This window comes from Streptomyces sp. NPDC104371 (genome assembly GCF_055583785.1).
The window spans coordinates 1-26,316 of sequence record NZ_JBVJNF010000023.1; the positions used below are offsets into that span (position 1 = coordinate 1).

The following is a 26,316-nucleotide window of genomic DNA, read 5'->3' on the forward strand; positions in this document are numbered from 1 at the left end:
AACTCCTCGCCGCCTCACTCGAACTCGCCGAACACGACACCACCGTCCTCACCGGACGCATCTCCCTACGCACCCACCCCTGGCTCGCCGACCACAGCATCACCGGCACGGTCCTGCTCCCCGGCACCGCCTTCCTCGAACTCGCCCTATACGCAGGGAACTTGCACGACACCCCGCACCTGGAAGACCTCACCCTCGAAGCCCCCCTCGTCCTTCCACCGGACGCGCCCGTCCAGCTCCAGGTGACCCTCACCCCGGCCGATGAGCGGGGCAGGCGTACGGCCACCTTCCATTCTCGGCAGGAGGCGGCCAAGGACGGCGCGGCCGACGAGGAAGCATCAGCCCTCGGGACGTGGACCCGGCATGCCACCGCCGTGCTGGCTCCGCACGGGGCCGCCGATGCCGACCTCGGCGTACGCGGTCCGTCCGCTCCGCCGTCATGGCCGCCGGTGGACGCCGTGCCGCTGCCGTCCGAAGAGTTCTACGACCGTCTCATGGAGCGCGGATACGACTACGGCCCCGCCTTCCAGGCCGTGCGGCAGGCCTGGCGGAACGGCGAGAGGCTGTACGCGGAACTGGTCCTGCCCGACGACGTCCTCGATGTGGACGGCTTCCGGGCGCACCCGGCCCTGCTGGACGCCGCCCTGCACACGGTGGTCCACCAGCACGAGCCGCGCCAGGAGTCGGCTGACGGGAGCATCGCGCTGCCGTTCTCCTTCGGCGATGTCGCCCTGCACGGCACGCCCGGCCGGGAGCTTCGTGTCTTCTCCCGCCGGGTGAGCGAGGACACGTATGCCGTGGAGATCACGGACTTCGCCGGTGTGCCGGTCGCGAGCGTCGGGCGGCTCGTGCTGCGCTCGGCGTCGAGCAAACAGTTGGCGGCTGCCGTGGGCGCGGCGAACACGAGGTCGCTCTACCGCGTCGACTGGATCGAAGCCGCACCTGTCTCGACCCCCGGCCGGACCGCCGAGTCCTGGGTGGTACTGGGCGACGACGACGCTCTCGCGGCAGAGCTGGCGGCGGTCGGCCGACCGGTGGAGAACCACGCCGATCCGGCCGCCCTGCGCGCCGCGTTGGACGCCGGGAACGTGGCCCCGGAGGTGGCCCTGGTCCCCGTACGCGCCCTGTCGGCGCAAGTTGCCTCCGAGGGTGCCGAGTCGGCCTCGTCGGCGCACGCTCAGGCTCATGCCGTGCTGGGCATGCTTCAGGACTGGCTGGCGGACGAACGCCTTGAGGGAACCCGTCTCGCGGTGCTGACCTCCGGGGCCGTGCTGCCGGACGACTCCTCAACGGCAGCCGGTCTGTCCGAGGCCGCTGTGTGGGGGCTGGTACGGACGGCGCAGAGCGAGTATCCGGGGCGCTTCGTCCTCATCGACACCGACTACGCGGCCACGTCGTTGCGCACGCTCGTCGACGCGCCTCTCGGTGACGAGCCTCAACTGTCCCTCCATGGTGGCGAGATACGCGTCCCGAGGCTGGCACGCGCCTCGGCCCAGGCCTCTGGAGTCGGCGCCCACCTCGGCGCGGACGGCGGCACCGTTCTGCTCACGGGAGGCACCGGACGGCTCGGCGCGCTGTTCGCCCGTCATCTGGTCACCGAGCACGGCGTACGCCACCTGCTCCTGACCAGCCGTCGCGGTCCGAACGCCGAGGGCGCGGCGGATCTGCATGCCGAACTCACCGACCTCGGCGCCACCGTCACCATCACCGCCTGCGACATGGCCGACCACGACGCAGTGGCCACACTCCTCGACACCATCCCCGACACCCACCCCCTCACCGCCGTCATCCACACCGCAGGCACCACCGACGACGGCATCCTCACCGCACTCACCCCCGACCGACTCACCACCGTCCTCCGCGCCAAAGTCGACGCCGCCTGGAACCTCCACCACCTCACCCGCCACCACAACCTCACCGCCTTCATCCTCTTCTCCTCCATCTCCGGACTCATCGGCACCCCCGGACAAGCCAACTACGCCGCCGCCAACACCTACCTCGACGCCCTCGCCCACCACCGCCACACCCACGGCCTCCCCGCCACCTCACTCGCCTGGGGACTATGGGACTCGAGCAGTGGCATGGCGGAGAACCTGGGCACCGCCGACCTCGCGCGCATGGCGCGGGCGGGCGTCGGGGCGCTGCGGGAGGAGCAGGGCGTGGCCCTGTTCGATGCCGCGCTGGCGCGGGACGACGACTCGCTGCTCGTGCCCCTGCGCCTCGACCTCCCGGCCCTGCGCCGGCGCGCCGCCGACGATGCTCTGCCTCCCGTCATGCGTGACCTCGCGCGGGCCGGTGGCCGCCGGGCACCCGGGCGCGCCGCGGCCACCTCGTCGGTCTCGGGGCTCGCCGGGCTGGCGGACGCCGAACGGCGCGGTGCGCTGCTGGAGTTGGTGCGTGCCCAGGCCGCGAAGGTGCTCGGACACTCGGATCCGGGAGCGGTGGAGGTGTCCGGAACCTTCAAGGAGATCGGCTTCGACTCGCTGACCTCCGTGGAGTTCCGCAACCAGTTGGGCGCGGCGAGCGGTCTGCGGCTGCCCGCGACCCTGGTGTTCGACTATCCGACGCCCGCCGCGATCGCCGAGTACCTGGACACACTGCTGACGGGTGTCACCCACACCGCGACGCCGACCGGACCTCGGTCGGGGGACGGCGACGCGTCCGAGGAGTCGATCGCGATCGTCGGTATGGCCTGCCGGTATCCCGGTGGGGTCGGGTCGCCGGAGGAGTTGTGGCGGCTCGTCGCGGACGGTGTCGACGCGATCGGCGGCTTCCCCGAGGACCGTGGCTGGCGGCTGCGCGATCTCTACGACCCCGAGCCCGGCCGCCCCGGGAAGTCGTACACCCGCGAGGGCGGATTCCTTTACGGAGCCGGGGAGTTCGACCCCGCCTTCTTCGGGATCTCGCCGCGTGAGGCGTTGGCGATGGATCCGCAGCAGCGGTTGCTGCTGGAGACGGCGTGGGAAGCGCTGGAGCGGGCCGGACTGGACCCGGCGTCGCTGCGCGGCAGCCGCACCGGCGTCTACACCGGGATGATGTACCACGACTACGTGCCCCCGGTGCAGCAGATGCCGGAGGAGCTTCAGGGCATCCTGCTCACCGGCAACCTGGGCAGTGTCGCCTCGGGTCGGGTGGCCTACACGCTGGGGCTCGAGGGTCCGGCGGTGTCCGTCGACACGGCCTGCTCGTCCTCCCTCGTCGCCCTGCATCTCGCGGTGCGGGCGCTACAGCAGGGCGAATGCGACATGGCGCTGGCAGGCGGCGTCACCGTCATGGCCACCCCCAGCACCTTCGTGGAGTTCAGCCGCCAGCGCGGGCTGTCGCCCGACGGGCGCTGCAAGTCGTTCTCCGCCGATGCCGACGGCACCGGCTGGAGTGAGGGTGTGGGGCTGCTCGTCGTGGAGCGGCTGTCGGACGCGCGGCGACTCGGGCACCCGGTCCTGGCCGTGGTCCGGGGCAGCGCGATCAACCAGGACGGGGCCAGCAACGGTCTGACGGCGCCCAACGGGCCCGCGCAGGAGCGGGTCATCCGGCAGGCGCTTGCCAACGCGCGGCTGAGTCCTGCCGATGTGGACGTGGTGGAGGCGCATGGAACGGGCACCCGGCTGGGTGATCCGATCGAGGCGGGCGCTCTGCTGGCCACGTACGGGCAGCAGCGAGACAGTGAACATCCGCTGTGGCTGGGCTCGTTGAAGTCCAACATCGGGCACACTCAGGCCGCCGCGGGCGTCGCCGGGATCATCAAGATGGTCATGGCGCTGCGGGAACACACCCTGCCCGTGACCCTCCACGCCGACAACCCCAGCTCCCACATCGACTGGGAGTCCGGACACATACGACTGCTCACCGAGCCCCGTCCCTGGCCGGAAGGCGAGGCGCCCCGGCGGGCGGCCGTGTCCTCGTTCGGGATCAGCGGGACCAACGCCCACGTCATCATCGAACAGGCCCCCGCCCAGCCGGACTTCAAGGCCGAGAGCGACAGCGGTCTGCCGGTGGTGTGGAACCTGTCCGCGAAGACACCCGAGGCGCTGCGGGAACAGGCCACACGCCTGCACGACCATCTCACCGCCCGACCCGACACCGAGCCGTTGGCCGTCGCCGCCGCGCTCGACCGTCGTACGCGCTTCGAGCACCGCGCCGCCGTCACCGGCACCACCGGTGACGAACTGGCCGACACCCTGCGTCAGTTGGCGACGACGGGCGAGGGACCCGGGCTGGTCCGGGGCACGGCCACCGAGGCGGGCGGGATCGCGTTCGTCTTCACCGGGCAGGGCAGTCAACGTCTCGGCATGGGACGTGAACTCCACGCCACCTCACCCGTGTTCGCCGCAGCGTTCGACGAGGCCTGCCAGGCCCTGGACAAGCACCTCACCCGGCCCCTGGCCCCGATCGTCTTCGCCGAGCCCGGCACCCCGGAAGCCGAACTGCTCGACCAGACCGAGTACACCCAACCCGCGCTCTTCGCCCTGCAAGTCGCCCTGTGCCGTCTTCTCGCGGCACAAGGGATCCGCCCCGACCACGTCACCGGGCACTCCCTGGGCGAGATCACGGCCGCGCACATCAGCGGTGTCCTCACGCTCGACGACGCGGCCGAACTCGTCGCCACACGCGCCCGGTTGATGCAGCAGGCCGTTCCTGGCGGCGCCATGCTCGCCGTCGAGGCCACGGAGGAGGACGTACGCCCGCTGCTGGAGGGCCGGGAGGACCGCGTGGGCCTGGCCGCCCTCAACGGGCCACAGGCGCTGGTGATTTCAGGCGACCACGACACCGTCCACGACATCGGCCGGGAGCTGAAGGAACTCGGTCACCGCACCCGTTCCCTCACCGTCAGCCACGCCTTCCACTCCTCCCACATGGACCCGGTGCTGGAGGAGTTCCGCGCAGCCGCCGCCCGGCTCACCTTCCACGCTCCGACGGTCCCCCTGGTGTCCACGGTCACGAGTGCGCTCGTCGCGGCCGAGGAACTCGCCGATCCCGACCACTGGACGCGCAACATCCGCTCCACCGTCCGCTATCGCGACGCGGTCACCACGCTGCACTCCCTCGGTACCACCGCCTTCCTCGAAGTCGGCCCGCAGCCCGCCCTCACCCCGTATTCGCAGCCTGGTTCCGACACCCTGGCCGTCCCGACGCTTCGCAAGGATCTGGCCGAACCCACCGCCGTCGTCACGGCGTTGGCGACCCTGCACGTCCATGGCCACGTCCCGAACCGGCCGACCGACGCCCACGCCGATGCCCATGCCGATATCGACGCCCATGCCGATATCGATGCTGATGCCGATACGGCCACCGCTGCCCCGCTCCCCCTGCCCACCTACCCCTTCCAGCGGCAGACCTACTGGCTGACCCCGGCCAAGCGCGGCAGCGACCTGTCCTCGGTCGGGATCGGAGCGGACAGTCATCCGCTGCTCGGCGCCTGTGTGGCGGTGGCCGGTGCGGACAGCCATCTCTTCACCGGCGGGCTGTCCCTGGCCGAGCAGCCCTGGCTCGCCGATCACGCCGTGCTCGGCACCCCGTTGCTGCCCGGCGCCGCACTGGTCGAACTCGCCCTGCACGCCGGGCGCGTCCTGGACGTGCCGCACCTGGAGGACCTCACTCTGGAGGCGCCGCTGACGTTGTCGGAGGCCGACGGGGTACACCTCCAGGTCGCTGTGGGCAGCCCGGACGAAGACGGCCGTAGGTCGGTCGTGATCCACTCCCGTGGCGAGAGCGAGAGCGACGACGTACGGCCGGACGCCTGGACCCGGCACGCCACCGGCACCCTCACCGCGCAACACCCGTCCGACACATCCGAGTCGCTGCCGACGGCACCCTGGCCGCCCCAGGGCGCCGTCGAGCGGGACGGCGCCGCGGACCCGTACGGGCGTCTGACGGGCCTCGGCTACGAGTACGGGCCGCTGTTCCAGGGGTTGCGCGCGGCCTGGACGGCGGACGGGGATCTGTTCGCGGACGTCGTCCTCCCCGAAGGGCCGGGCGGCGGGGACTTCGCCCTTCATCCCGCGTTGCTCGACGCGGCGTTGCACGTGCTGGCGCTCGACGGCGCCGACGAGGGGACCGACGGCGAGCGCACCCTGTCGCTGCCCTTCTCCTGGAGCGGAGTGACCCTGCACGCGACGGGTGCCAGGGAGTTGCGCGTACGGCTACGGCCCGCGGACACAGGGTCGTTCAGCCTGCTGGCGACCGACCCGGCCGGTCTGCCCGTGGTCTCCGTGGACTCGCTCACGCTGCGCGCGGCCTCCGCCGACCAACTGGTGCCGCACACGGCACGACGGTCTCCGCTGCACGCACTGGAGTGGGTGCCGGTCACCCCCGCCCCCACCTCACTGGACTCCGCACGGCTCGCGGTGCTGGGTGACCTTCCGGCCGAGTGGTCAGGGACGCTCTCCGGTGCCACCACGCACGCGGACCTGTCCCACCTGCGCGAGGCGCTGGACGCGGGGGCCACGGCACCCGAAGTGGTACTGGCTGTGCTGGCCACGAGCGAGACCGGTGAGGCCGATACGGAGGTGCCCGGCGCGGTCGCCGCCGCGACCTCGCGGCTGCTGGAGTTGCTGCGGTCCTGGCTGTCCGAGGAGGCATGGGCCGACTCCCGGCTTGTGCTCGTCACCCGGAACGCCCTGGCCGTGGCACCGGACGACGCGGCCATCGACCTGGTGTCCGCCCCCTTGTGGGGCCTGGCACGCACCGCGCAGTCCGAGAACCCCGGCAGGGTGCTGCTGCTCGACATCGACAAGGTGCCGGACAGCTTGCCGGGGGCCCTGCTCGCACGATCCGCCTCCGCGCCGCAACTCGCCTTGCGACAGGGCAAGTTGTACGCGCCTCGGTTCACGCGGGTCCCGGAGGGAGACCGGGCGGAACGCGAGCGCGGCACCACCGAGCCCACCCCGGCCGTCCACTTCGACGCGGAAGGTACGGTCCTGATCAGCGGCGGCACCGGAACCCTCGGCGCTCTCACCGCCCGCCATCTGGTCACCGAGCACGGCGTACGCCACCTGCTCCTCACCAGCCGACGCGGACCGAACGCCGAAGGCGCGGCGGAACTGCACGCCGAACTCACCGACCTCGGCGCCACCGTCACCATCACCGCCTGCGACACCGCCGACCGCGACGCCGTAGCCACACTCCTCGACACCATCCCCGACACCCACCCCCTCACCGCCGTCATCCACACCGCGGGCACCACCGACGACGGCATCCTCACCACACTCGACAGTTCTCAGCTCGCCCGAGTGCTCAGGCCGAAGGTCGACGCGGCCTGGAACCTCCATCAACTCACCCTTCAGCACGACCTCAAGGCCTTCCTCCTGTACTCCTCCGTGTCCGGCACGCTGGGCACGGCGGGACAGGCGAACTACGCCGCGGCCAATGCCTTCCTCGACGCCCTCGCTCACCATCGCCACACCCTCGGACTGCCCGCCACCTCGCTCGCCTGGGGTCTGTGGGCGGACAGCAGCGGAGTCAGTGGGCATCTCGACGCCGCCGACATCGCGCGGATCGGCCGTTCCGGTATCGCACCGATGTCCGCCGAGGAGGGGCTGGCCCTGCTGGACGCGTCCCTGACCGACGGCCGGGCGCTGCTCTTCCCCTTCCGGCCGGACCTGACGGCCGTACGTACCGCCGCGGCTGCGGGCACCGCGCCGGCCCTGTGGCACGGGCTGGTCCGGGTGCCCGTACAGCAGAGCACGCAGCGGGCCGCGCGGGACGCCGACGAGCAGTTGGCGGGGCGGTTGTCCGCGCTGCCCGTCGAGGAGCGTCACGCCGCCGTACTGGACCTCGTGCGCTCCCGGGCCGCATCCGTCCTCGGTCACCGGGACGCGTCGGCCGTGGACCCGGAACAGGGGCTGCTCGACCTGGGCTTCGACTCCCTGATGGCGGTCGAGTTCCGCAACCAGCTCGGCGCGCTCACCGGTCTGCGGCTGCCGACCACCCTGGTCTTCGACCATCCCTCGGCGGCGGCCGTGGCCGAACGTCTGACGGCACTCCTCGCGCCGGAGACGGAGGACGCCCCACCGGCCCTGGCCGAACTGGACCGCCTGGAATCCCTGCTCACCTCACTCCCCGCGGACGAGGAGGAGCGAGCGAGGATCGGGGACCGGCTCCAGTCCCTGCTGTGGAAGTGGCGCGAACTCCAGGGCTCGACGGACAGCACGGACGCCGACGACCTCGACGACATCACCGACGACGAAATGTTCGAGGCCCTGGACAAGGAACTCGGCCTCTCCTGACCCGCCCCGGCCCACCCGTTTTCCCCGCACTTCGAAGGGTTGACCTCGCGTGACGAGCAACGAAGACAAGCTCCGTGACTATCTGAAGCGGGCCACCGCGGATCTGCGGATCGCCCGGCGTCAATTGGCCGACGCCGAGAACAAGCAGGGCGAGCCGATCGCGATCGTCGGCATGGCCTGCCGGTATCCCGGTGGGGTCGGGTCGCCGGAGGAGCTGTGGCGGCTCGTCGCGGACGGTGTCGACGCGATCGGGGACTTCCCCGAGGACCGGGGCTGGGATGTCGAGGACCTGTACGACCCCGACCCCGAGCGGACGGGGAAGTCGTACACCCGCAGGGGCGGATTCCTCTACGACGCCACGGGCTTCGACGCTCCCTTCTTCGGCCTCAGTCCCCGCGAGGCCCAGGCCACCGACCCCCAGCAGCGGTTGCTGCTGGAGACGGCGTGGGAGGCGCTGGAGGGGGCCGGGCTGGATCCGACGTCGCTGCGCGGCAGCCGCACCGGCGTCTACACGGGTGTCATGTACGACGACTACGCCTCGCGACTCCAGCCCGCGCCGGAGGAGTTCGAGGGGTACGTGGCCAGCGGAAGCCTGAGCAGTGTCGCCTCGGGGCGCATCTCCTACACGCTCGGCCTCGAGGGTCCGGCGGTGTCGGTGGACACCGCCTGTTCGTCCTCCCTCGTCGCCCTGCATCTCGCGGTGCAGGCACTGCGTCAGGGCGAATGCGACATGGCCCTGGCCGGTGGCGTCACCGTCATGGCCTCCCCCAACACGTTCGTCGAGTTCAGTCGGCAGCGTGGGCTGTCACCCGATGGGCGGTGCAAGGCGTTCTCCGCCGACGCCGACGGCACCGGCTGGGGCGAGGGTGTGGGGCTGTTGGTCGTGGAGCGGCTGTCGGATGCGCAACGGCTGGGGCATCGGGTGCTGGCCGTGGTGCGGGGTAGCGCGATCAACCAGGACGGGGCCAGTAGTCAGCTCACGGCGCCGAATGGGCCTGCGCAGGAGCGGGTGATCCGGCAGGCGCTGGCCAATGCGCGGTTGAGTCCTGCTGATGTGGATGTGGTGGAGGGTCACGGGACGGGTACGCGGCTGGGGGATCCGATCGAGGCGGGTGCTCTGCTGGCCACGTACGGGCAGCAGCGTGACGCCCAACATCCCTTGTGGCTGGGCTCGTTGAAGTCGAACATCGGGCACACTCAGGCTGCCGCGGGTGTTGCCGGGATCATCAAGATGGTCATGGCACTGCGGGAACACACCCTGCCCGTGACCCTCCACGCCGACACTCCCAGTCCTCACGTTGACTGGGAGTCGGGGCAGGTGCGGCTGCTCACCGAGTCCCAGCCCTGGCCGGAGAGCGAGACACCGCGGCGGGCCGCTGTCTCCTCGTTCGGGATCAGCGGCACCAACGCCCACGTCATCATTGAACAGGCCCCCGCGCAGCCTGACTTCGATGCTGAGAGCGACGGTGGGCTGCCGATGGCGTGGACCATGTCTGCGAAGACGCCTGAGGCGCTGCGGGAGCAGGTCGTACGTCTGCATGAGCACCTGACGGCTCGGCCTGACATCGAGCCGGTGGCCGTCGCCGCCGCGCTGGAGCGTCGTACTCGCTTCGAGCACCGTGCCGCTGTCACCGGTTCCACCCGTGAGGAACTGACCAGCGCCCTGCACCAGTTGGCCACTGAGGGCGAGGGACCCGGCGTCATCACCGCGACCGCGAGCAGTGCCCCGGCGCGTACGGCCGTTCTGTTCACCGGGCAGGGCAGTCAACGTCCCGGCATGGGACGTGAACTCCACGCCGCCTCCCCCGTGTTCGCCGCCGCGTTCGACGAGGCCTGCCAGGCTCTCGACAAGCACCTCACCCGACCCCTGGCCCCCATCGTCTTCGCCGAACCCGGCACCCCCGAAGCCGAACTGCTCGACCAGACCGAATACACCCAGCCCGCACTCTTCGCCGTACAGGTCGCCCTGTTCCGTCTCGCCGAAGCCCACGGACTCACCCCGCACGCACTGGCCGGGCACTCCGTCGGCATGCTCGCCGCCGCCCACTGCGCAGGCGTACTCAGCCTCCCCGACGCCGCCCACCTGGTCGCCGCACGCGGACGACTCATGCAGCAGGCACCCGCAGGCGGTGCCATGATCTCTGTCCAGGCCACCGAGGACGACATACGCCCCCTGCTCGACGGCCAGGAGGAACACGTAAGCCTGGCAGCCCTCAACAGCCCGAACGCGCTGGTGATCTCCGGTGACCACGACACCGCTCACGACATCGCCCGGCAGCTCGAAGAACACGGCCACAAGACCCGCGCTCTCACGGTCAGCCACGCCTTCCACTCCCCCCACATGGACCCGGTCCTGGCCGAGTTCGAACAGGCGGCAGCGCAGGTCACCTTCCACGCGCCGACCATCCCCCTCGTCTCCGACGTCACCGGCACCTGGACCACCCCCGAACAACTCGCCGACCCCGCCTACTGGGCCCGCCACATCCGCTCCACCGTCCGCTACCTCGACGTCACCCACACCCTCCAGACCACCCACATCACCCACTACCTCGAAGCAGGCCCCGACCCCGTCCTCACCACCCTCACCCAGCAAACACCGGGCACCGAAGACACCCCCTGGTACGGCGCCCTCCTCGACCGCCGCCACCCCGAACCCGAACACACCACCACCACCCTCACTCAGTACGCCCTCACCACCGAGCCCCAACCCGCCACCCACCAACTGTCCAACCTCCCCGACCTCCCCACCTACCCCTTCCAACACCACCCCTACTGGCTCAACCCCACCCACCCCAACCTCACCACCGCAGGACTCGACCACACCCCCCACCAACTCCTCGCCGCCTCACTCGAACTCGCCGAACACGACACCACCGTCCTCACCGGACGCATCTCCCTACGCACCCACCCCTGGCTCGCCGACCACCGTGTGCAGGGCGTGCCCACTGTTCCGGGTACCGCCTTCCTCGAGGCTGTGCGGCACGCGGGTGCGCGGGTCGGGTGTGCGCGGGTCGAGGAGCTCACGCTGTACGCGATGCTGCCGTTGCCGGAGCGGGACTCGGTGCGGTTGCAGGTCGCGGTGGGCCCCATGGACGACGAGGGCCGTCGGTCGGTCACGGTCTACGGGCGCCCCGAAGCCGGGGACGAGGAAGAGCACGAGTGGACCCGGCACGCCGACGGGGTTCTCTCGGCGGAGCACCAGGTGCCCCGGCCCGGCGACACCGTATGGCCGCCCCAGGGAGCGGTACCGGCCGAAGTGGCCGATCTCTACCCGGCGTTGGCGGATCGCGGCTACGGCTATGGCCCGCTGTTCCAGGGGCTGCGGCAGAGCTGGCGGGTGGGGTCGGATCTCTATGCGGAGGTGACGCTGCCTCCCGATGCCGGGCCGGGTGGATTCGGGCTGCATCCGGCGCTGTTGGACGCCGCTCTGCATCCGCTGGCCGCCGAGGCGGTACTGGGCGAGGGCGCGGGGCAGCCGAAGGTGCCGTTCTCCTGGTCGGGCGTGGAGTTGCACGCGTCGGAGGCACGCAGTCTGCGCGTCCGGCTGTCCCCGACGGGGGCGGACTCGGTGGCGCTGGAGGCGTACGACGTCACCGGTGCTCCCGTACTCACCGTGGAGTCGCTGCTGGTCCGGGAGTTGGAGCCAGGTCGGATGCCCGTTCCCACCGCGGGCGGGGTCGACCCGCTGCACGTGGTGGAGTGGCTGCCCGCGGCCACGTCGGCGGCGGACCCGGTCACCGGGCCTGTCTCGGTGGTCGGTACGGACCCGCTGGGGGTGGCCGACGCGCTGCGCGCCGCGGGGGTCGCCGTCGACGCCTACGAGGACCACGACGGACTCTCGAAGGTGCCCGAGACCTCCCCCACCCGTCAGGTTCTCATCACCCTGGAGGGCTCGCACAGCGACGTCTCGGACCCCGACACGGTGACCGACGCCCACCATGCGGCCCAACGCGCCCTGGAGCTGGTCCAACGCCTGCTGGGCGACGAGCGGTTCGCCGACGACCGGCTGATCGTGGTGACCCGTGGCGCGGTGGCCGCCCGTCCCGGGCCGGAGATCACGGATCTGGCCGCGGCGACGGTGTGGGGCCTGATGCGGGTGGCGCAGTCGGAGAGTCCCGGCCGGGTCCGTCTGGTCGATCTCGACGGCCGTACCGAGTCGTTGGCCGCGCTGCCGTCCGTACTCGCCTCGGACGAGGAGCAGTTGGCCGTGCGCGAGGGCGGGCTACAGGTGCCGCGGCTGGTGCGCGCCGGGTCCGTGGGCGGGTTGCTACGCCCGCCGTCGGAGTCGGGCGGCTGGCGTCTGGACGCCACGCGCAAGGGAAGTCTGGCCGATCTGGCGCTGGTTCCGTCGGCGGCGGCGGACGCGCCGTTGGAGCCCGGTCAGGTCCGGGTGGCCGTACGGGCGGCCGGGCTGAACTTCCGTGATGTGCTGATCGCGTTGGGCATGTACCCGGGCGATGACGCGGAGATCGGCGGCGAGGGCGCCGGTGTGGTGCTGGAGGTCGGCGAGCAGGTCGACGGTATCGCGGTGGGCGACCGGGTGATGGGGCTCTTCCCGGGCGGTGGTGCGGGGCCGGTCACGGTCACCGACCATCGGTTCCTCGCCAAGATGCCCTCGGTTCTGACGTTCCATCAGGCCGCCGTCGTGCCCGTGGTGTTCCTGACCGCCTACTACGGCCTGCGGGAGCTGGCCCAGGTGCGGCCCGGTGAGTCGCTGCTGATCCACGCGGCCACCGGGGGCGTGGGCATGGCGGCGGTGCAGCTCGGCCGGCACTTCGGCCTCGATCTCTACGGCACGGCCAGCCCGGAGAAGTGGGGCACCCTGCGTGAACTCGGCTTCTCCGACGAGCAGATCGCCTCGTCGCGGACCCTGGACTTCGAGCAGCGGTTCCGGGACGCCAGCGGTGGCCGCGGGATGGACGTCGTACTCGACTCGCTGGCACGGGAGTTCGTGGACGCCTCGCTGCGGCTGCTGGCTCCGGGCGGCCGGTTCCTGGAAATGGGCAAGACCGACATCCGCGATCCGGAGGAGGTCGCGCGGGAGTACGGCGGGGTGTCGTACTGGGCGTACGACCTGATGCGCTGCGAGCCGGAGGCGATCCGGCGGATGCTCGCGGAGATCGTGGCGTTGTACGAGGAGGGCGCGCTGCGTCCGCTGCCGGTGACCGCCTGGGACGTGAGCCACGCACCGGAGGCCCTGCGGTTCCTCAGTCAGGCCCGGCACACCGGCAAGCTGGCCCTGACCCTGCCGACCGCGCTCGACGCGGAGGGTACGGTCCTGATCACCGGCGGCACCGGAACCCTGGGCACGCTCACCGCCCGCCATCTGGTCACCGAGCACGGCGTACGTCATCTGCTCCTGACCAGCCGACGCGGCCCCAACGCCGAAGGCGCCGCGGACCTGCACGCCGAACTCACCGCCCTCGGCGCCACCGTCACCATCACCGCCTGCGACATGGCCGACCACGACGCCGTAGCCACACTCCTCGACACCATCCCCGACACCCACCCCCTCACCGCCGTCATCCACACCGCAGGCACCACCGACGACGGCATCCTCACCGCACTCACCCCCGACCGACTCACCACCGTCCTCCGCGCCAAAGTCGACGCAGCCTGGAACCTCCACCACCTCACCCGCCACCACAACCTCACCGCCTTCATCCTCTTCTCCTCCATCTCCGGACTCATCGGCACCCCCGGACAAGCCAACTACGCCGCCGCCAACACCTACCTCGATGCCCTCGCCCACTACCGCCACACCCACGGCCTCCCCGCCACCTCACTCGCCTGGGGACTATGGGAGGAGTCGAGCGCGCTGACCGGGCATCTGGGCGACGGCGATCTGGCCCGGATGTCGCGCGGCGGGCTCCTGCCGCTCTCCACCGCCCACGGTCTCGCGCTGCTGGACGAGGCGTTGGCGGCCCGGCAGCCGCTGGCCGTGGGGGTACGACTGGACCTGCGGACCCTGCGCGAACGAGCCGCCGCCGGACCGCTGCCGCCGCTGTTGCGCGCACTGGTGCGGCCAACGACCGTACGTAAGGCCTCTGTTGGGTCCGCGAACTCGGTACGGTCCGAACCGGTCGCGCTGGAGCAGCAGTTGGCCACGCTGGACGCCGAGGCGCGCAGGCAGCGGCTGCTCGACCTGGTCCGCACGGACGCCGCCACGGTCCTGGGACACACGACGGCGGACGGGATCGCCCCCACCACCGCCTTCAAGCACCTCGGGTTCGACTCCCTGACCTCCGTGGAGCTGCGTAACCGGCTCGGGTCCGCCGTGGGCCGACGGCTGCCCACGACGCTGGTGTTCGACCATCCGTCCCCGGCCGCGCTGGCCGCGTTCCTCGACACGCTGCTCACCCCCGACCCGACAACGGTCTTCGCTCCGCTCTTCGCCGAACTGAACCGTCTGGAAGGCGCGTTGGAGGGGCTGTCGGTCGACGACCCGGCCCGCCGCAAGCTGATGGACCGGCTCGCCGAGTTCCAGACGCGGCTGTCCGGGCCGCGCGACGAGGCCGCCGGGACCGCGGCGCCCGCGTCCCAGGCGCTCAGCGACTCGGCGTCGGACGACGAGATCTTCGACTTCATCGACAACGAACTCGGCCTCGGCTGACGGGATCCAGTCGCCGCGCACGCTGAAGGGGCCGCCCCGAGGGGCGGCCCCTTTCGCATGTCCCGTGGTCGGGGTGGTCCGGTCGGTCTAGGCGGCCATTCGATCGCTGACGTAGACGGCCAGTTCGGCGAAGGTGGGGTGGTCGTACATGACCGCGGGCGACAGTTCCAGGCCGGTCACCTCCGTCATGCGGTTGCGCAGTTCGACCGCCATCATCGAGGTGAAGCCTATGTCGAGCAGCGCGGTGTCCGCGGTGATCTCCTCCTCGACGCTGTGCCCCATGATGTCCCGGGCCGCGTTGATGGCCAGGTTCAGCAGGGTGCGGTAGCGCTCGTCGGCGGGCAGGGCGGCGAGTCGGCCCGGCTCCGGTCGTACGACCGACTCCCCGGTGTCGTCCGGGTCCAGGTCCGCGGCCGGTGTCTCCGTGGGGCCGATCAGGTTGGCGAGCGCGACCAGCACCCGCTTCACCGTGGTGCCGGGCTCCACGCCGAGGAGGGCGGCGGCGCGCTCGACGTCTCCGCCGCCCACGGCCTCCCAGAAGCGCCGACCCTCGGCTCCGGTGTCCGCCCAGGGCAGCGCGGTGGACGCGGCGTTTGGGCCGTCGGCCACGGGGGCCAGCCAGTACGGGCGTCGTTGGAAAGCGTAGGTGGGCAGTTCGACCAGGCGCGCGGCGGTGCTCGGGCGGGACGCGGTCCAGTCGACGGGCAGGCCGCGCACATGCAGCTCGCCGAGCGCGAGGGCAGCCCCCACGCCCTCGGGGCGGTCCCGGCGGACGGCGGACAGCACCACCGGGGGACGTATGCCGGGCCGTCCTCCCAGGCTCTCCGCCGCCATCGGGGCCAGGACGCTGTCCGGGCCCAGTTCGACGAACGTACGGACGCCGTCCGCGTCCAGCCGCCGCACCCCGTCGTGGAAGCGGACCGGCCGCCGTACATGGCGGACCCAGTAGTCGGCGGTGCGCACCTCCTCGGCATCGGCGATCTCGCCGGTCAGGTTGGACACGAGGGTGATCCGGGGCGCGTGGTAGGTGAGTTCGTCCGCGACCGCCCTGAACTCCTCGAGCATGGGCTCCATATGGCGGGAGTGGAAGGCATGGCTGACCCGCAGCCGCTTGACGCGCCGTCCCTGTCCGCGCAGTTGCTCCGCGACCTCGGTGACGGCGGCCTCGTCTCCGGAGAGCACGACCGAGGAGGGACCGTTGACAGCGGCGATCTCGACGTCTCCGTCGCGGTCCGCCAGCAGCGGCCGGACCTCCTCCTCGGTGGCCTGTACGGCGATCATGGCGCCGGTCAGCTCGATCCCCTGCATGAGTCGGCCGCGCGCGGAGACGAGCCGGGCGGCGTCGGCGAGGCTCCACACCCCGGCGACATGGGCGGCGGTCAGCTCGCCGATCGAGTGGCCGCCGACGTAGTCGGGGCGTACGCCGTGGGCCTCGAAGAGGCGGTACAGGGCGGTGCCCACGGCGAAGATGCCGGCCTGGGCGAACTCCGTACGGTCCAGCGGATGGGTGCGGTCACCAGTGGCGTCGGTGTCGGCATCGGCCTCCGGCTCGGTGAAGAGCAGCGGGCGCAGCGGACGGCTCAGATGCGGGTCGAGATGGGCGCAGACCTCATCGAGGGCTTCGGCGAAGACCGGGTAGGTCGCGCTCAACTCCCTGCCCATGCCGGGTCGTTGCGAGCCCTGGCCGGAGAAGAGGAAGGCGAGCGGTCCCTTCGTCGACGGGTCAGGGCGGCCTCGTACGAGCTGTGGTGCCGAGGCCCCTGCGGCCAGTCCGTGCAGGTTCGCCAGCAGTTCGGCGCGGTTCCCGCCGACGAGAACGGCCCGGTGCTCGAAGGAGGTGCGGCCGGTGGTGAGGGTGTGCACCACATCCGCGAGGTCGGTCTCGGGGTGGTCCGTCAGGTGCCGGTGGAGCCGGTCGGCCTGTTCCTTCAGTACCTGCGGGGTCCGTCCGGAGACCGGCAGTACGAACAGGGGGGAGTCGGCCGACACCTCCGGTGCCACGGTGGTCTCCGTAGCCTCCGTTGCCTCCGCGGGATCGGCGGCCTCTGTGGAATCGTCGGCCTCGGTGGGCTCGGTGGCTTCGGCGAGGATGACATGCGCGTTGGTGCCGCTGATGCCGAAGGAGGACACGGCGGCCCGCCGTGGTGCCGCGCCGTCCGGTCCGCCCCGTGTCCAGGGCTGTGCCTCGGAGAGGAGACGGAGTTCTCCGCCCGTCCAGTCCACGTGGGGTGAGGGTGTCTCGGCGTGCAGTGTCCTGGGCAGTAGTCCGTGCCGCATCGCCATGACCATCTTGATGATGCCCGCGACGCCCGCGGCGGCCTGGGCGTGGCCGATGTTCGACTTCAACGAACCGAGCCAAAGGGGCCGCCCGGCCGCGCGCTCCTCGCCGTAGACGGCCTGGAGCGCCTGGGCCTCGATGGGGTCGCCGATCGGGGTGCCGGTGCCATGGGCCTCCACCGCGTCGACAGCACCCGGTTCGAGCCGGGCGTCGGCCAGGGCGGCCTGGACGACGCGCGCCTGCGAGGGCCCGTTGGGCGCGGTCAGACCGTTGCTCGCGCCGTCCTGGTTGACGGCGCTGCCGACCACCGTGGCGAGCACCGGGTGTCCGTTGCGGCGGGCGTCGGACAGCCGCTCCAGGAACAGCATGCCCACGCCCTCGGCCCAGCCGGTGCCGTCGGCGTCCGCGGAGAAGGACCGGCAGCGGCCGTCCGGTGACAGCGCGCGCTGCCGGGAGAACTCGACGAACACACCGGGCGTGGCCATGACCGTGACGCCGCCGGCCAGCGCCGCCGAGCACTCGCCGCGGCGCAGGGCCTGGCAGGCGAGGTGCAGGGCCACCAGGGAGGAGGAGCAGGCGGTGTCCACCGTCAGCGCCGGGCCCTCCAGACCGAAGGTGTACGAGACCCGTCCGGAGGCGGCGCTGGGTGCGCTGCCGATGCCGACGTAGCCCTCGTACCCGTCCGGGGCGGGCTGGAGCCGGGAGCCGTAGTCGCTGTACATGACGCCCGCGAAGACGCCCGTACTGCTGCCGCGCAGGGACCGCGGGTCCACCCCGGCCCGTTCGATCGCCTCCCAGGCCGCTTCGAGCAGCAGCCGCTGCTGCGGGTCGATCGCCATGGCCTCGCGCGGGGTGATGCCGAACAGACCGGCGTCGAAGTCCTGGGCGTCGTGCAGGAAGCCGCCTCGGCGGGTGCGGGACCGGCCGACGGCGTCCGGGTCCGGGTCGTAGAGCGCGTCGGTGTTCCAGCCCCGGTTCGCCGGCATGTCGGAGATGGCGTCGCGGCCGTCCTCGACGAGCCGCCACAGGTCGTCCGGGGACCGTACGTCACCGGGGTAGGCGCAGCTCATGCCCACGATGGCGATGGGCTCGTGCTGGGCTTCCTCGATGTCCTTGAGCTGTCGGCGGGTGCGGTGCAGGTCCGCCGTCGTCCATTTCAGGTAGTCGAGCAGCCGTTCTTCTTCGATCATGACGGATCCTCTTCCGTTGCGAAGCGGTGGCGACGGGGGCGGGCCGGACCGCGGTCGGGCGGCCCGAGGGCCGCGCGGACGTACGAGAGCGGACGTACAGGTGCGGACGTGCGAGAGGGGCGGCCTCACCCGGTGAGGCCGGGGTGAGGCCGCCCGCCGACGGGACCGTCAGTGGTCGTCGGCCGCGGTGGTGTCCTCCTGCTGAGCGCGGATCTGCCGGGCGAACTCCGCGGGGGTGGGGTTCGCGAAGAGATCGGCCAACTTCAGTCGGACACCGGTCTGTTCCGCCGCGAGCTGGACAAGCTGGGCGCCCAGGACGGAGTGGCCCCCGTGCATGAAGAAGTTGGTGCCGGGGGTGATGTCCGCGCGCTGCAACAGGTGGACCCACAACTGGACGATGCCGTCGAGCAGTTCGTCGCCGCTGGCTCCCGTGGCGGCCGAGTCGGTGTCCACGGTGTTCAGTTCCCGGGCCCGCGCCGCGAGCGCCGGGTAGTCGACCTTGTCGTTGCCCGTCATGGGGAACCCGTCCACGAAGTGGTACGCCTGGGGGGTGGCCGCGCGCGGCAACGCGTCCAGCGCGTGCCGCCACAGCTCGCTCTCCAGCTCGCTCTCCGGCTCGCCGGTGCGGTGCTGCGGCGGGGCGATCGCGAACGCGGTCAGTACGGGGGTGCCGTCCGCGCCGTCCGCCACCACCACGGCCGCCGCGGTGACCGCGGGGTGTTCGGCCAGGACCTGCTCGATCTCGCCGAGTTCGATCCGGTGACCGCGCAGCTTGACCTGGCGGTCGAGTCGGCCGAGGACCTCCAGGCGCCCGTCGGACAGCCAGCGGGCGAGATCGCCGGTGCGGTAGAGGCGGTTGTCGGGGGCGTCACCGCCGAACCGATCCGCGGTCAGCTCCGGGCGGTTGTGGTAGCCGAGGGCCACGCCCCGGCCGCCGACGCACAGTTCACCGCGCACGCCGATCGGCAGCTCGCGGCCGTCGGGATCGGCCACGGTGATCCGGGTGTTGGCGATGGGACGGCCCACGTCGACGCGGTCGGCAGCCGGGTCGGTGATCCGTCCGGAGGTGGACCAGATCGTCGTCTCGGTCGGCCCGTAGACATTGCGCAGTTCGCACCCGGCCGCGACCAACCGGCGGGCCAGCGCGAGGGGAAGCGGTTCCCCTCCGCTGAGGACCGTGCGGCCTGCCAGGACCTCCTCGGCGTCGTCGAGGACGAGCCGCCACGTGGTGGGCGTGGCCTGGATGACCGTGGCCCGGTGCCGTTCCACCGTCTCGCGCAGCGCGGTGCCGTCGGTGCGCGCCTCGTCGGGTGCCACCACGAGGCGGGATCCGCAGGACAGCGGGAGCAGCAGCTCCAGTGCGGAGATGTCGAAGCTGAACGTCGTCAGCCACAGGGTCGGGTCGTCGGGTCCGACGCCCAACTCGTCCTGGAAGTGGGTGATGAGGTTGACCAGGTTGTCGTGGCTGATCCGGGTGCCCTTGGGCCGTCCGGTGGACCCGGAGGTGTAGATGAGGTAGGCCGTGGCCCCGGGTTCGGGCAGGCTCTCGGGCTCGGCAAGGGCCTCGGGCGCGGAACCGTCGGACGAGCCGACCGTGGCCTCCGGCAGCCGCAGGACCGTACGGTCTCCGGCCGGTACGGTCACCTCGGCGTCGGCGATCACCAACAGGGCGTCGGAGTCGTCCAGTTGGTAAGCGATCCGCTGTTCCGGGTGGTCGGGGTCGAGCGGGAGGTAGACGGCTCCGGCGAGCCAGGTGCCCAGGACGGCGGCGGCGAGTTCGGGGCTGCGCCGGGCGAGCAGGGCGACGACGGCGCCCTCACCCGCGCCCGCGCGGACGAGACGGTCGCGGACGTTGAGCGCGGCACGCCACAACTCGCCGTAGCTGACGGTGCGTTCGTCGTGTACGACGGCCACCACGTCAGGGTCACTGGTCACCTGACGGTGAATCAGGTGTGACACGGTGGGCGCGGGCAGGGCGCGGTGGGTGTCGTTGGCCGCGCCGATCACCGTACGGTCCTGGGTACCGGCCACGGGCACGCCGCCCACGGCGTCGTCGGGCCGGGCGCCGAGGGTCACCAGCAGCTCCTCGAACCGCTCCACCATCAGGGCGACGTCCTGCCGGTCGAGGATGTCGGTGTAGAACACGGCCCGGACATCGAGCCGGTCCTTGGCGGAGATGAAGAAGAACTCCAGGTCGAACTTGCTGAATCCGTTCTCGAGCAGCAGCCGGTGCAAGGGGGTGCCCGCCCCGTCGTAGTCGGCGGTTCCGTCGTCCGGCACGTAGTTGAAGACATGCTTGAAGACGGGGTTGCGCCAGGACGTCGAGGCCTTGCGGACATCGGGCAGGATCAGGTCGACGGCCACGTCGGCGTGGGTGAGCGCGCCGAAGAACACGTCGCGGGTCCGGGCGACCAGGTCCCGGAACGAGCCGTCGAAGTCGACCGGGACGCGCAGCGGCAGGGTGCTGATGTGGTAGCCGATGGCCCGCTGGCCCTTGGGGCCACGGGTGTTCGCCGGTGATCCGATCACCAGGTCGGGCCCCGCGCCGTGCCGGGCGAGCAGCAGCGCGTACGCCGCGAGGAGCACGACCGCCTCCGGTGCGCGCAGCTCCTTCTGCATCCGGCGCACCGCCTCCCGCGCCGGTTCCGAGACCCGGTGCATGATGTGGTCGCCGGTCAGGGTGGGCTCCGGGACATCGGAGCGCCCGCACGACAGGTCGAGGCTCGCGGGGTCGAAGCCGTCGAGATGGGCGCGCCAGTAGTCCAGGCTCTCCTGCCGGGGCGGCGTCTCCTGGGCGGAGGGTGCCGGGCCGAGCAGCTCCGCCGGGGGCTCCACCCCACCGGCCACCGCGTCGTACACGGCGGCGAACTCGTCCAGCAGGATCACCGAGGAGATGGTGTCGAACACCAGGTGGTGGACGACGAGGCAGAACACGTCGCCCTCGTCGTCGACGAAGTGCCCGGCGCGCACGAGCGGGCTGCCGTCGAAGGCGAACGGCGCGGCGACGAAGGCGGCCAGCTCTTCCTCCATGCGGCCCGCGGCCGGCTGGAACTTCTGGATCTCGATGAAGAACCGACCGCTGTCCACCGTCTGTTTGAGCAGGCCGACCGCGGTGTCCCGGAAGACGGTGCGGAGCACGTCATGCCGGTTCAGCAGGAACGCGAGTGTCTCCTGGAGCTCCCATTCGCCGAGCGGGCCCGCGGCGCGTACGGCCATGGTGAGGTTGTTGACCCCGCTGGACGGCACGAGCCGGTCCAGGATCCACAGCGCTTCTTCCTTGCGGCTGGCCGTGGTGAGCGACGCCGTCGTCGCCGTAGTCGGGTCGTTGCCGTGCAGTCCGGACATCCCGGGTCCTCCCTGATGAGCTGCTCGGCCGCTCAGGACGTGAGCAGTTCGACGGCCAGCTTCGCCACCTCGTCGTTGCCGAGCAGGTTGCCGTGCTCGGTCTCGACGCGGATCTCCCGTGCCACCAGGTCCTGGTCGGCGTCGGGGTGGATCTGGCGGTAGCCGTTGAGGCCACTGGTGGGTGTGGTGGAGGCGAGTACGGTGGCCGTTCGCCATCCGACCAGCGGATCGAGGCTGCCGGCCGCGCCGAGGTAGCCGATGAACGAGCTGAAGGTGGCCATGAGTTCGCCGGAACTCGTCGCGTCGAGGCCGAGCCGGGGGAAGGCCAGCTCGCCGACGCGCCGGAAGATCGTGAGGAGTTCCGCGGACAGGGCGTCGAGGCTGCGCAGTTCCTCCTGCGCCCGGCGCCCGGCGTCCTGCGCCTCGGCCAGTTCGGCCGCGGTCAGGGTCGGGGCGGCCAGCTCCACGACCTTGGCGAACTGCCAGTACATGGTCATCGGTGTCACGGTCTCGGGGTCGAACAGCAGCAGCTTCGGGCGCTCCTGCCACTCGGCGATCCGGTCGGCGAGGAACGGCGCGAAGACGCCTCCGGCGCAGAACCCGAGGACGGCGCGTACGGTACGGCCGTCGGCGCGTGCGGCCTCGGCCCATCGCTTGACGTAGCTCTCGCCGTCCGGCCCGGCCTCCGCCTCCATGCCCTGCGGGGCGGTCTCCCAGACGGTGAAGTCCGGTCCGAGCCGCTGCGCGAGATCGGTGAAGCGGGCCTCCGGCCTGCCGGTGGCGTCGAAATCGACGGCGAGGACGATCTCCTCGGGATTTCCACCGGTCAGTTCACGCCATGTGCTGATCAGGTCACCCATGCGGGATCCGGTCCTCTCCGATCGAAATGTGGTGGGGCTGGCCGAGCAAACTAGAAATGCCTTCTTAAGCAGCTCTAAAGACGTGGAGAAGCCGTCCGCCGTGGTTCCCGACAAGGGGGAACTGTCCTGTGCGGAATTCATCGGCACTCCCCGGATTCGTCGTCCGCTGCTGGTGGTTCGGGGTTCGCGGCTGCTGCCGGTTCGGGGTGCGCGGCGTTCACTCGTGCAGCGTGACGGCCTGTGTGGGACAGGCCGCCACCGCCTCGAGGAGCGCCTCCCGGAGACCGGGATCGGGGTACGCGGTGACCGGATAGGAGGTGCCGTCGCTGTCCCGCTGCCGAAAGACCTCGGGCGCGGCCAGCACGCACTGTCCGGCGGCGCAGCACTGATCCCGGTCGACCGCCACGCGCATCGCGCTCACCACGTCACGTCGAGCCGTTGCAGCCCGTACACGCTGGCGTCCTTGAAGGCCAGGTCGGCGACAGGGTGGGCCAGGCGCAGCGTCGGGACGCGGTCGAAGAGCGTGCGGTAGGTGATGTCGAGTTCGGCTCGGGCGAGGTTCTGCCCCAGGCACTGGTGGGGGCCGAAGCCGAAGGCGACATGGCCGCGCGGGTTGCGGTCGAGGTCGAGCACGTCGGGCCGGTCGAAGACGGACTCGTCGTGGTTGGCGGCGGCGGCCGCCGCGATGACGCCCTCGCCCGCGCGGATCCGCGTATGTCCCAGGTCGATGTCCTCCAGGGCCACACGGGCGGTCGGGTAGTCGACGATGCTGAAGTAGCGCAGCAGTTCCTCGACCGCCTGCGGCATACGGTCCGGCGCGGCCCGCAGCCCGGCCAGGTCCTCCGGCCGGTCCAGCAGGGCCGCGACACCGAGGCCGATCATGTTGGCCGTGGTCTCATGGCCCGCGATCAGCAGGAGCATGACGAAGCCGGTCATCACCTCCTGGTCGAAGGTGCCGTGCTCCCGGTACTTGGTCATCAGCCGGCCGAGCAGGTCGTCGCTGTCGGCGTCGGTGTCCTCGGCGGCCCGGCTGGCCACCAGTTCGCCGAAGAACGTACGCAACGCGCCGAAGGACCGGCCACGTTCCTCCGCCGGGGTCGAGCGGTCGAGCAGGATCTCCGCGTGCCGCTGGAAGACGTCCCGGGTGTCGTACGGGACACCCAGCAGTTCGCAGATCACCAGCGACGGCACGGGCAGGGCGAGCGCCTGGACCAGGTCCGCCTCCCGGGTGGGGCTCTTCAGCATCCTCGTGATGCGCTCGTCGACGATCTCCTGGATACGCGGGCGCAGGGCGCGGATCCGCTGGACCGTGAACTCGTTGGTGACGAGCTTGCGGTGCATCGCGTGCTCCGGGGCGTCCATGGACAGCAGGAAGCCCTTCTGCGCGAACGCACCGACGTTGGCGACCGTCGCGGGGAAGCCGGGGCGCGCTCGGTCCGAGGACACCGCACGGCTGCTCAGCACGGTGCGCACATCGGCGTGCCGGGTCAGCAGCCAGGTGGTGGAACCGTCCTGGAGCGTGACCCTCGCCGCGGGTTCCTCGGCGCGCAACTTCGCGTACTGGGGCGGCGGCTGGAACGGACAGGTCCGGGGCATGGGATAAGCCGGCGGTGCGGTCTCTGATTCGGCCACCTTCGTCTGTCCTTCACTCGGTTCCGTTGAATCCTCAAAACCGTAGGCAGCGGCGCTAAAACAGGTCTTTTGACGGTCTTAAGAAGCCGCACAGGACACCGGCTTCTCGCGTGTTCCCGATCTCCACCTGCCCCTTTAGGGATCGAGAAGGGCTCATTTAGCCCCGCTGCCAAGAGTTGGCTTCGGCGACGTGGGCACCGGGGTGCGATCACGTGTGCCCGAGCGGGGGTCGGCGGATGCGCCGTCGGCACCCCTGCCCGGTCCTGCCGCCGCCCTCGTCCGTCACCGGCCGAACGTCGAAGCCGTCGCCGCGTACCCGAGCGATCTGATGGCGCGTGAGGAGAATGTCTGATGTCGCGTCCCGAGCACATCGTCGAGCCGATCGCCGTGGTGGGCCTCGCGTGCCGCTTTCCCGGCGGCAGCGGCCTGCGGGGATTCACAGAACTGCTGCTGAACGGCGCCTCAGGGGTGGGCCCGCTGCCCCGGAGCGAGGCCTTCCGCGACGGTGTGGCGGGAACGGCCGGGGTGGCCGGGTTCGTCGAGGACGTCGCGGGATTCGACCTCGACTTCTTCGACATGACGCGCGCCGAGGCCCGGAACCTCGACCCCCGGCAGCGCTGGGTGCTCGAGGTCGCCTGGGAGTCCCTGGAGGACGCCGGGATCGTCCCGGACCGGCTGTCCGAGGAGATCCGGGCGGGTGCCGGGGTGTTCGTCGGGGCGATGGGCGACGACTACGCGGATCTCGTCCGGCAGGAGCGCGAGGGCGACTCGGCCTACGGGCTGACCGGCCTGTCCCGTGGTGTGATCGCCAACCGGCTGTCGTACGTGCTCGGTTGGCAGGGCCCTTCCTGGGTGGTCGACAGCGGTCAGTCCTCGGGCCTGGTCGCGGTGTGGCAGGCGGTCCAGGCGCTGCGCCGCGGGGAGTGCGCGCTGGCGGTGGCCGGCGCGGTGAACCTGCTCCTCAACCCGGCCGGCACCCGCGATCTGGAGGCGCTCGGCGCCCTGTCACCCACCGGCGCCTGCCACACCTTCGACGCGGACGCCGACGGGTACGTCCGTGGTGAGGGCGTCGGCATGGTCGTACTGAAGCGGCTGGACGAGGCGCTGGCGGCCGGCGACACCGTGCGCGCCGTGATCACCGGTGGCGCGGTCAACAACGACGGCGGCGGCACCACCCTTTCCACGCCGACCAGTTCGGCCCAGGCCGCGGTGATCCGCCGAGCGCTGGCCGACGCCGGGCTCACCCCGGAGCAGATCCAGTACGCCGAGCTGCACGGCACCGGGACCCGTGCGGGCGACCCGGTGGAGGCCGCCGGGCTCGCCGAGGTGTTCACGGCCACGCGGTCCGCCGAGGATCCGCTGCTGGTCGGCTCGGTGAAGACCAACATCGGGCATCTGGAGGCCGCGGCCGGTATCGCCGGGTTCATCAAGACTGTCGTCGCGCTCGAGACGGGGCGGGTCCCCGCCACGCTCAACCACCGCACCCCGCACCCGGATCTGCTCCTGGACGAGCGCCGACTGTCCGTGCCCACGCGTACGCGGGAGTGGCCGCGGACGGAGGGGCCGCGTCGTGCGGGTGTGTCCGCGTTCGGCATTGGCGGTACGAACGCGCATCTGATCCTTGAACAGGCGCCGACGCCGACCGGGGCCGCAGCAAGTGCCGGTATCGAACCTGACGTTGCGTCAGATGCCCGTGAGGACACGGCTTCTGCCCCCGTCGCGGGCGGTGTTGTCTGTGAACCGCGTCCGGTGTCCTGGGTGGTCTCCGCTCGCACCGAACCCGCCATGCGCGAGCAAGCAGGCCGGATCGCGGCATGGGTCCGGGACAACCCCGATCTCTCCCCCGAGCACATCGCCACCACCCTCGAAACCACCCGCACCCTCTTCGACCACCGCGCCATCACCACCGGCACCACCCGCGAAGAACTCCTCACCGGCCTCGACGCCATCACCCACAACACCCCCACCCGCAACACCACCACCGGCCACACCAACCCCGGACGCCTCGCCTTCATCTTCCCCGGCCAAGGCTCCCAATGGCCCGGCATGGCCACCCACCTCTACGAACACTCCCCCGTCTTCCACCACCACCTCGACCAAGCCACCCAAGCCGTCTCCGACCACACCCACACCAACATCCTCACCCTCCTCACCGACCCCCACAACAACACCT

General features: G+C 71.3%; 8 protein-coding genes. 3 read left to right on the forward strand and 5 right to left on the reverse strand.

Going from position 1 to position 26,316, the window contains the following annotated elements:
* A partial coding sequence (locus ACZ60T_RS33770; protein ID WP_469669446.1) for an SDR family NAD(P)-dependent oxidoreductase occupies positions 1-8,225 on the forward strand: 8,225 nt, incomplete at its 5' end.
* A 49-nt stretch (positions 8,226-8,274) separates the two neighbouring features.
* Positions 8,275-14,838, forward strand: a complete 6,564-nt coding sequence (locus ACZ60T_RS33775; RefSeq protein WP_469669447.1) for an SDR family NAD(P)-dependent oxidoreductase — start codon at positions 8,275-8,277, stop codon at positions 14,836-14,838.
* An 87-nt stretch (positions 14,839-14,925) separates the two neighbouring features.
* Here the strand turns inward: ACZ60T_RS33775 and ACZ60T_RS33780 are convergent, their stop codons facing one another.
* The 5 genes from ACZ60T_RS33780 to ACZ60T_RS33800 form a co-directional block, all read right to left on the reverse strand.
* Positions 14,926-18,306, reverse strand: a complete 3,381-nt coding sequence (locus tag ACZ60T_RS33780; protein WP_469669448.1) for a type I polyketide synthase — start codon at positions 18,304-18,306, stop codon at positions 14,926-14,928.
* A gap of 168 nt (positions 18,307-18,474) precedes the next feature.
* Positions 18,475-21,651 (reverse strand): non-ribosomal peptide synthetase, encoded by a 3,177-nt coding sequence (locus tag ACZ60T_RS33785; protein WP_469669449.1) that lies wholly within the window; start codon positions 21,649-21,651, stop codon positions 18,475-18,477.
* 32 nt (positions 21,652-21,683) lie between these two features.
* Positions 21,684-22,511, reverse strand: coding sequence for a hypothetical protein (locus ACZ60T_RS33790; protein ID WP_469669450.1), 828 nt, complete (start codon positions 22,509-22,511; stop codon positions 21,684-21,686).
* Between the two features lie 217 nt (positions 22,512-22,728).
* Positions 22,729-22,923, reverse strand: a complete 195-nt coding sequence (locus ACZ60T_RS33795) for a ferredoxin (RefSeq protein WP_469669451.1) — start codon at positions 22,921-22,923, stop codon at positions 22,729-22,731.
* A 5-nt stretch (positions 22,924-22,928) separates the two neighbouring features.
* Positions 22,929-24,107 carry a cytochrome P450 gene (locus tag ACZ60T_RS33800; RefSeq protein WP_469669452.1) on the reverse strand — a complete coding sequence of 393 codons (1,179 nt, stop codon included), beginning with the start codon at positions 24,105-24,107 and terminating at the stop codon, positions 22,929-22,931.
* Positions 24,108-24,494: 387 nt separating this feature from the next.
* On the opposite strand from ACZ60T_RS33800, the gene ACZ60T_RS33805 reads away from it, so the two are divergent.
* Positions 24,495-26,316: type I polyketide synthase (locus ACZ60T_RS33805; RefSeq protein WP_469669453.1), on the forward strand; the 1,822-nt coding region annotated here is incomplete at its 3' end.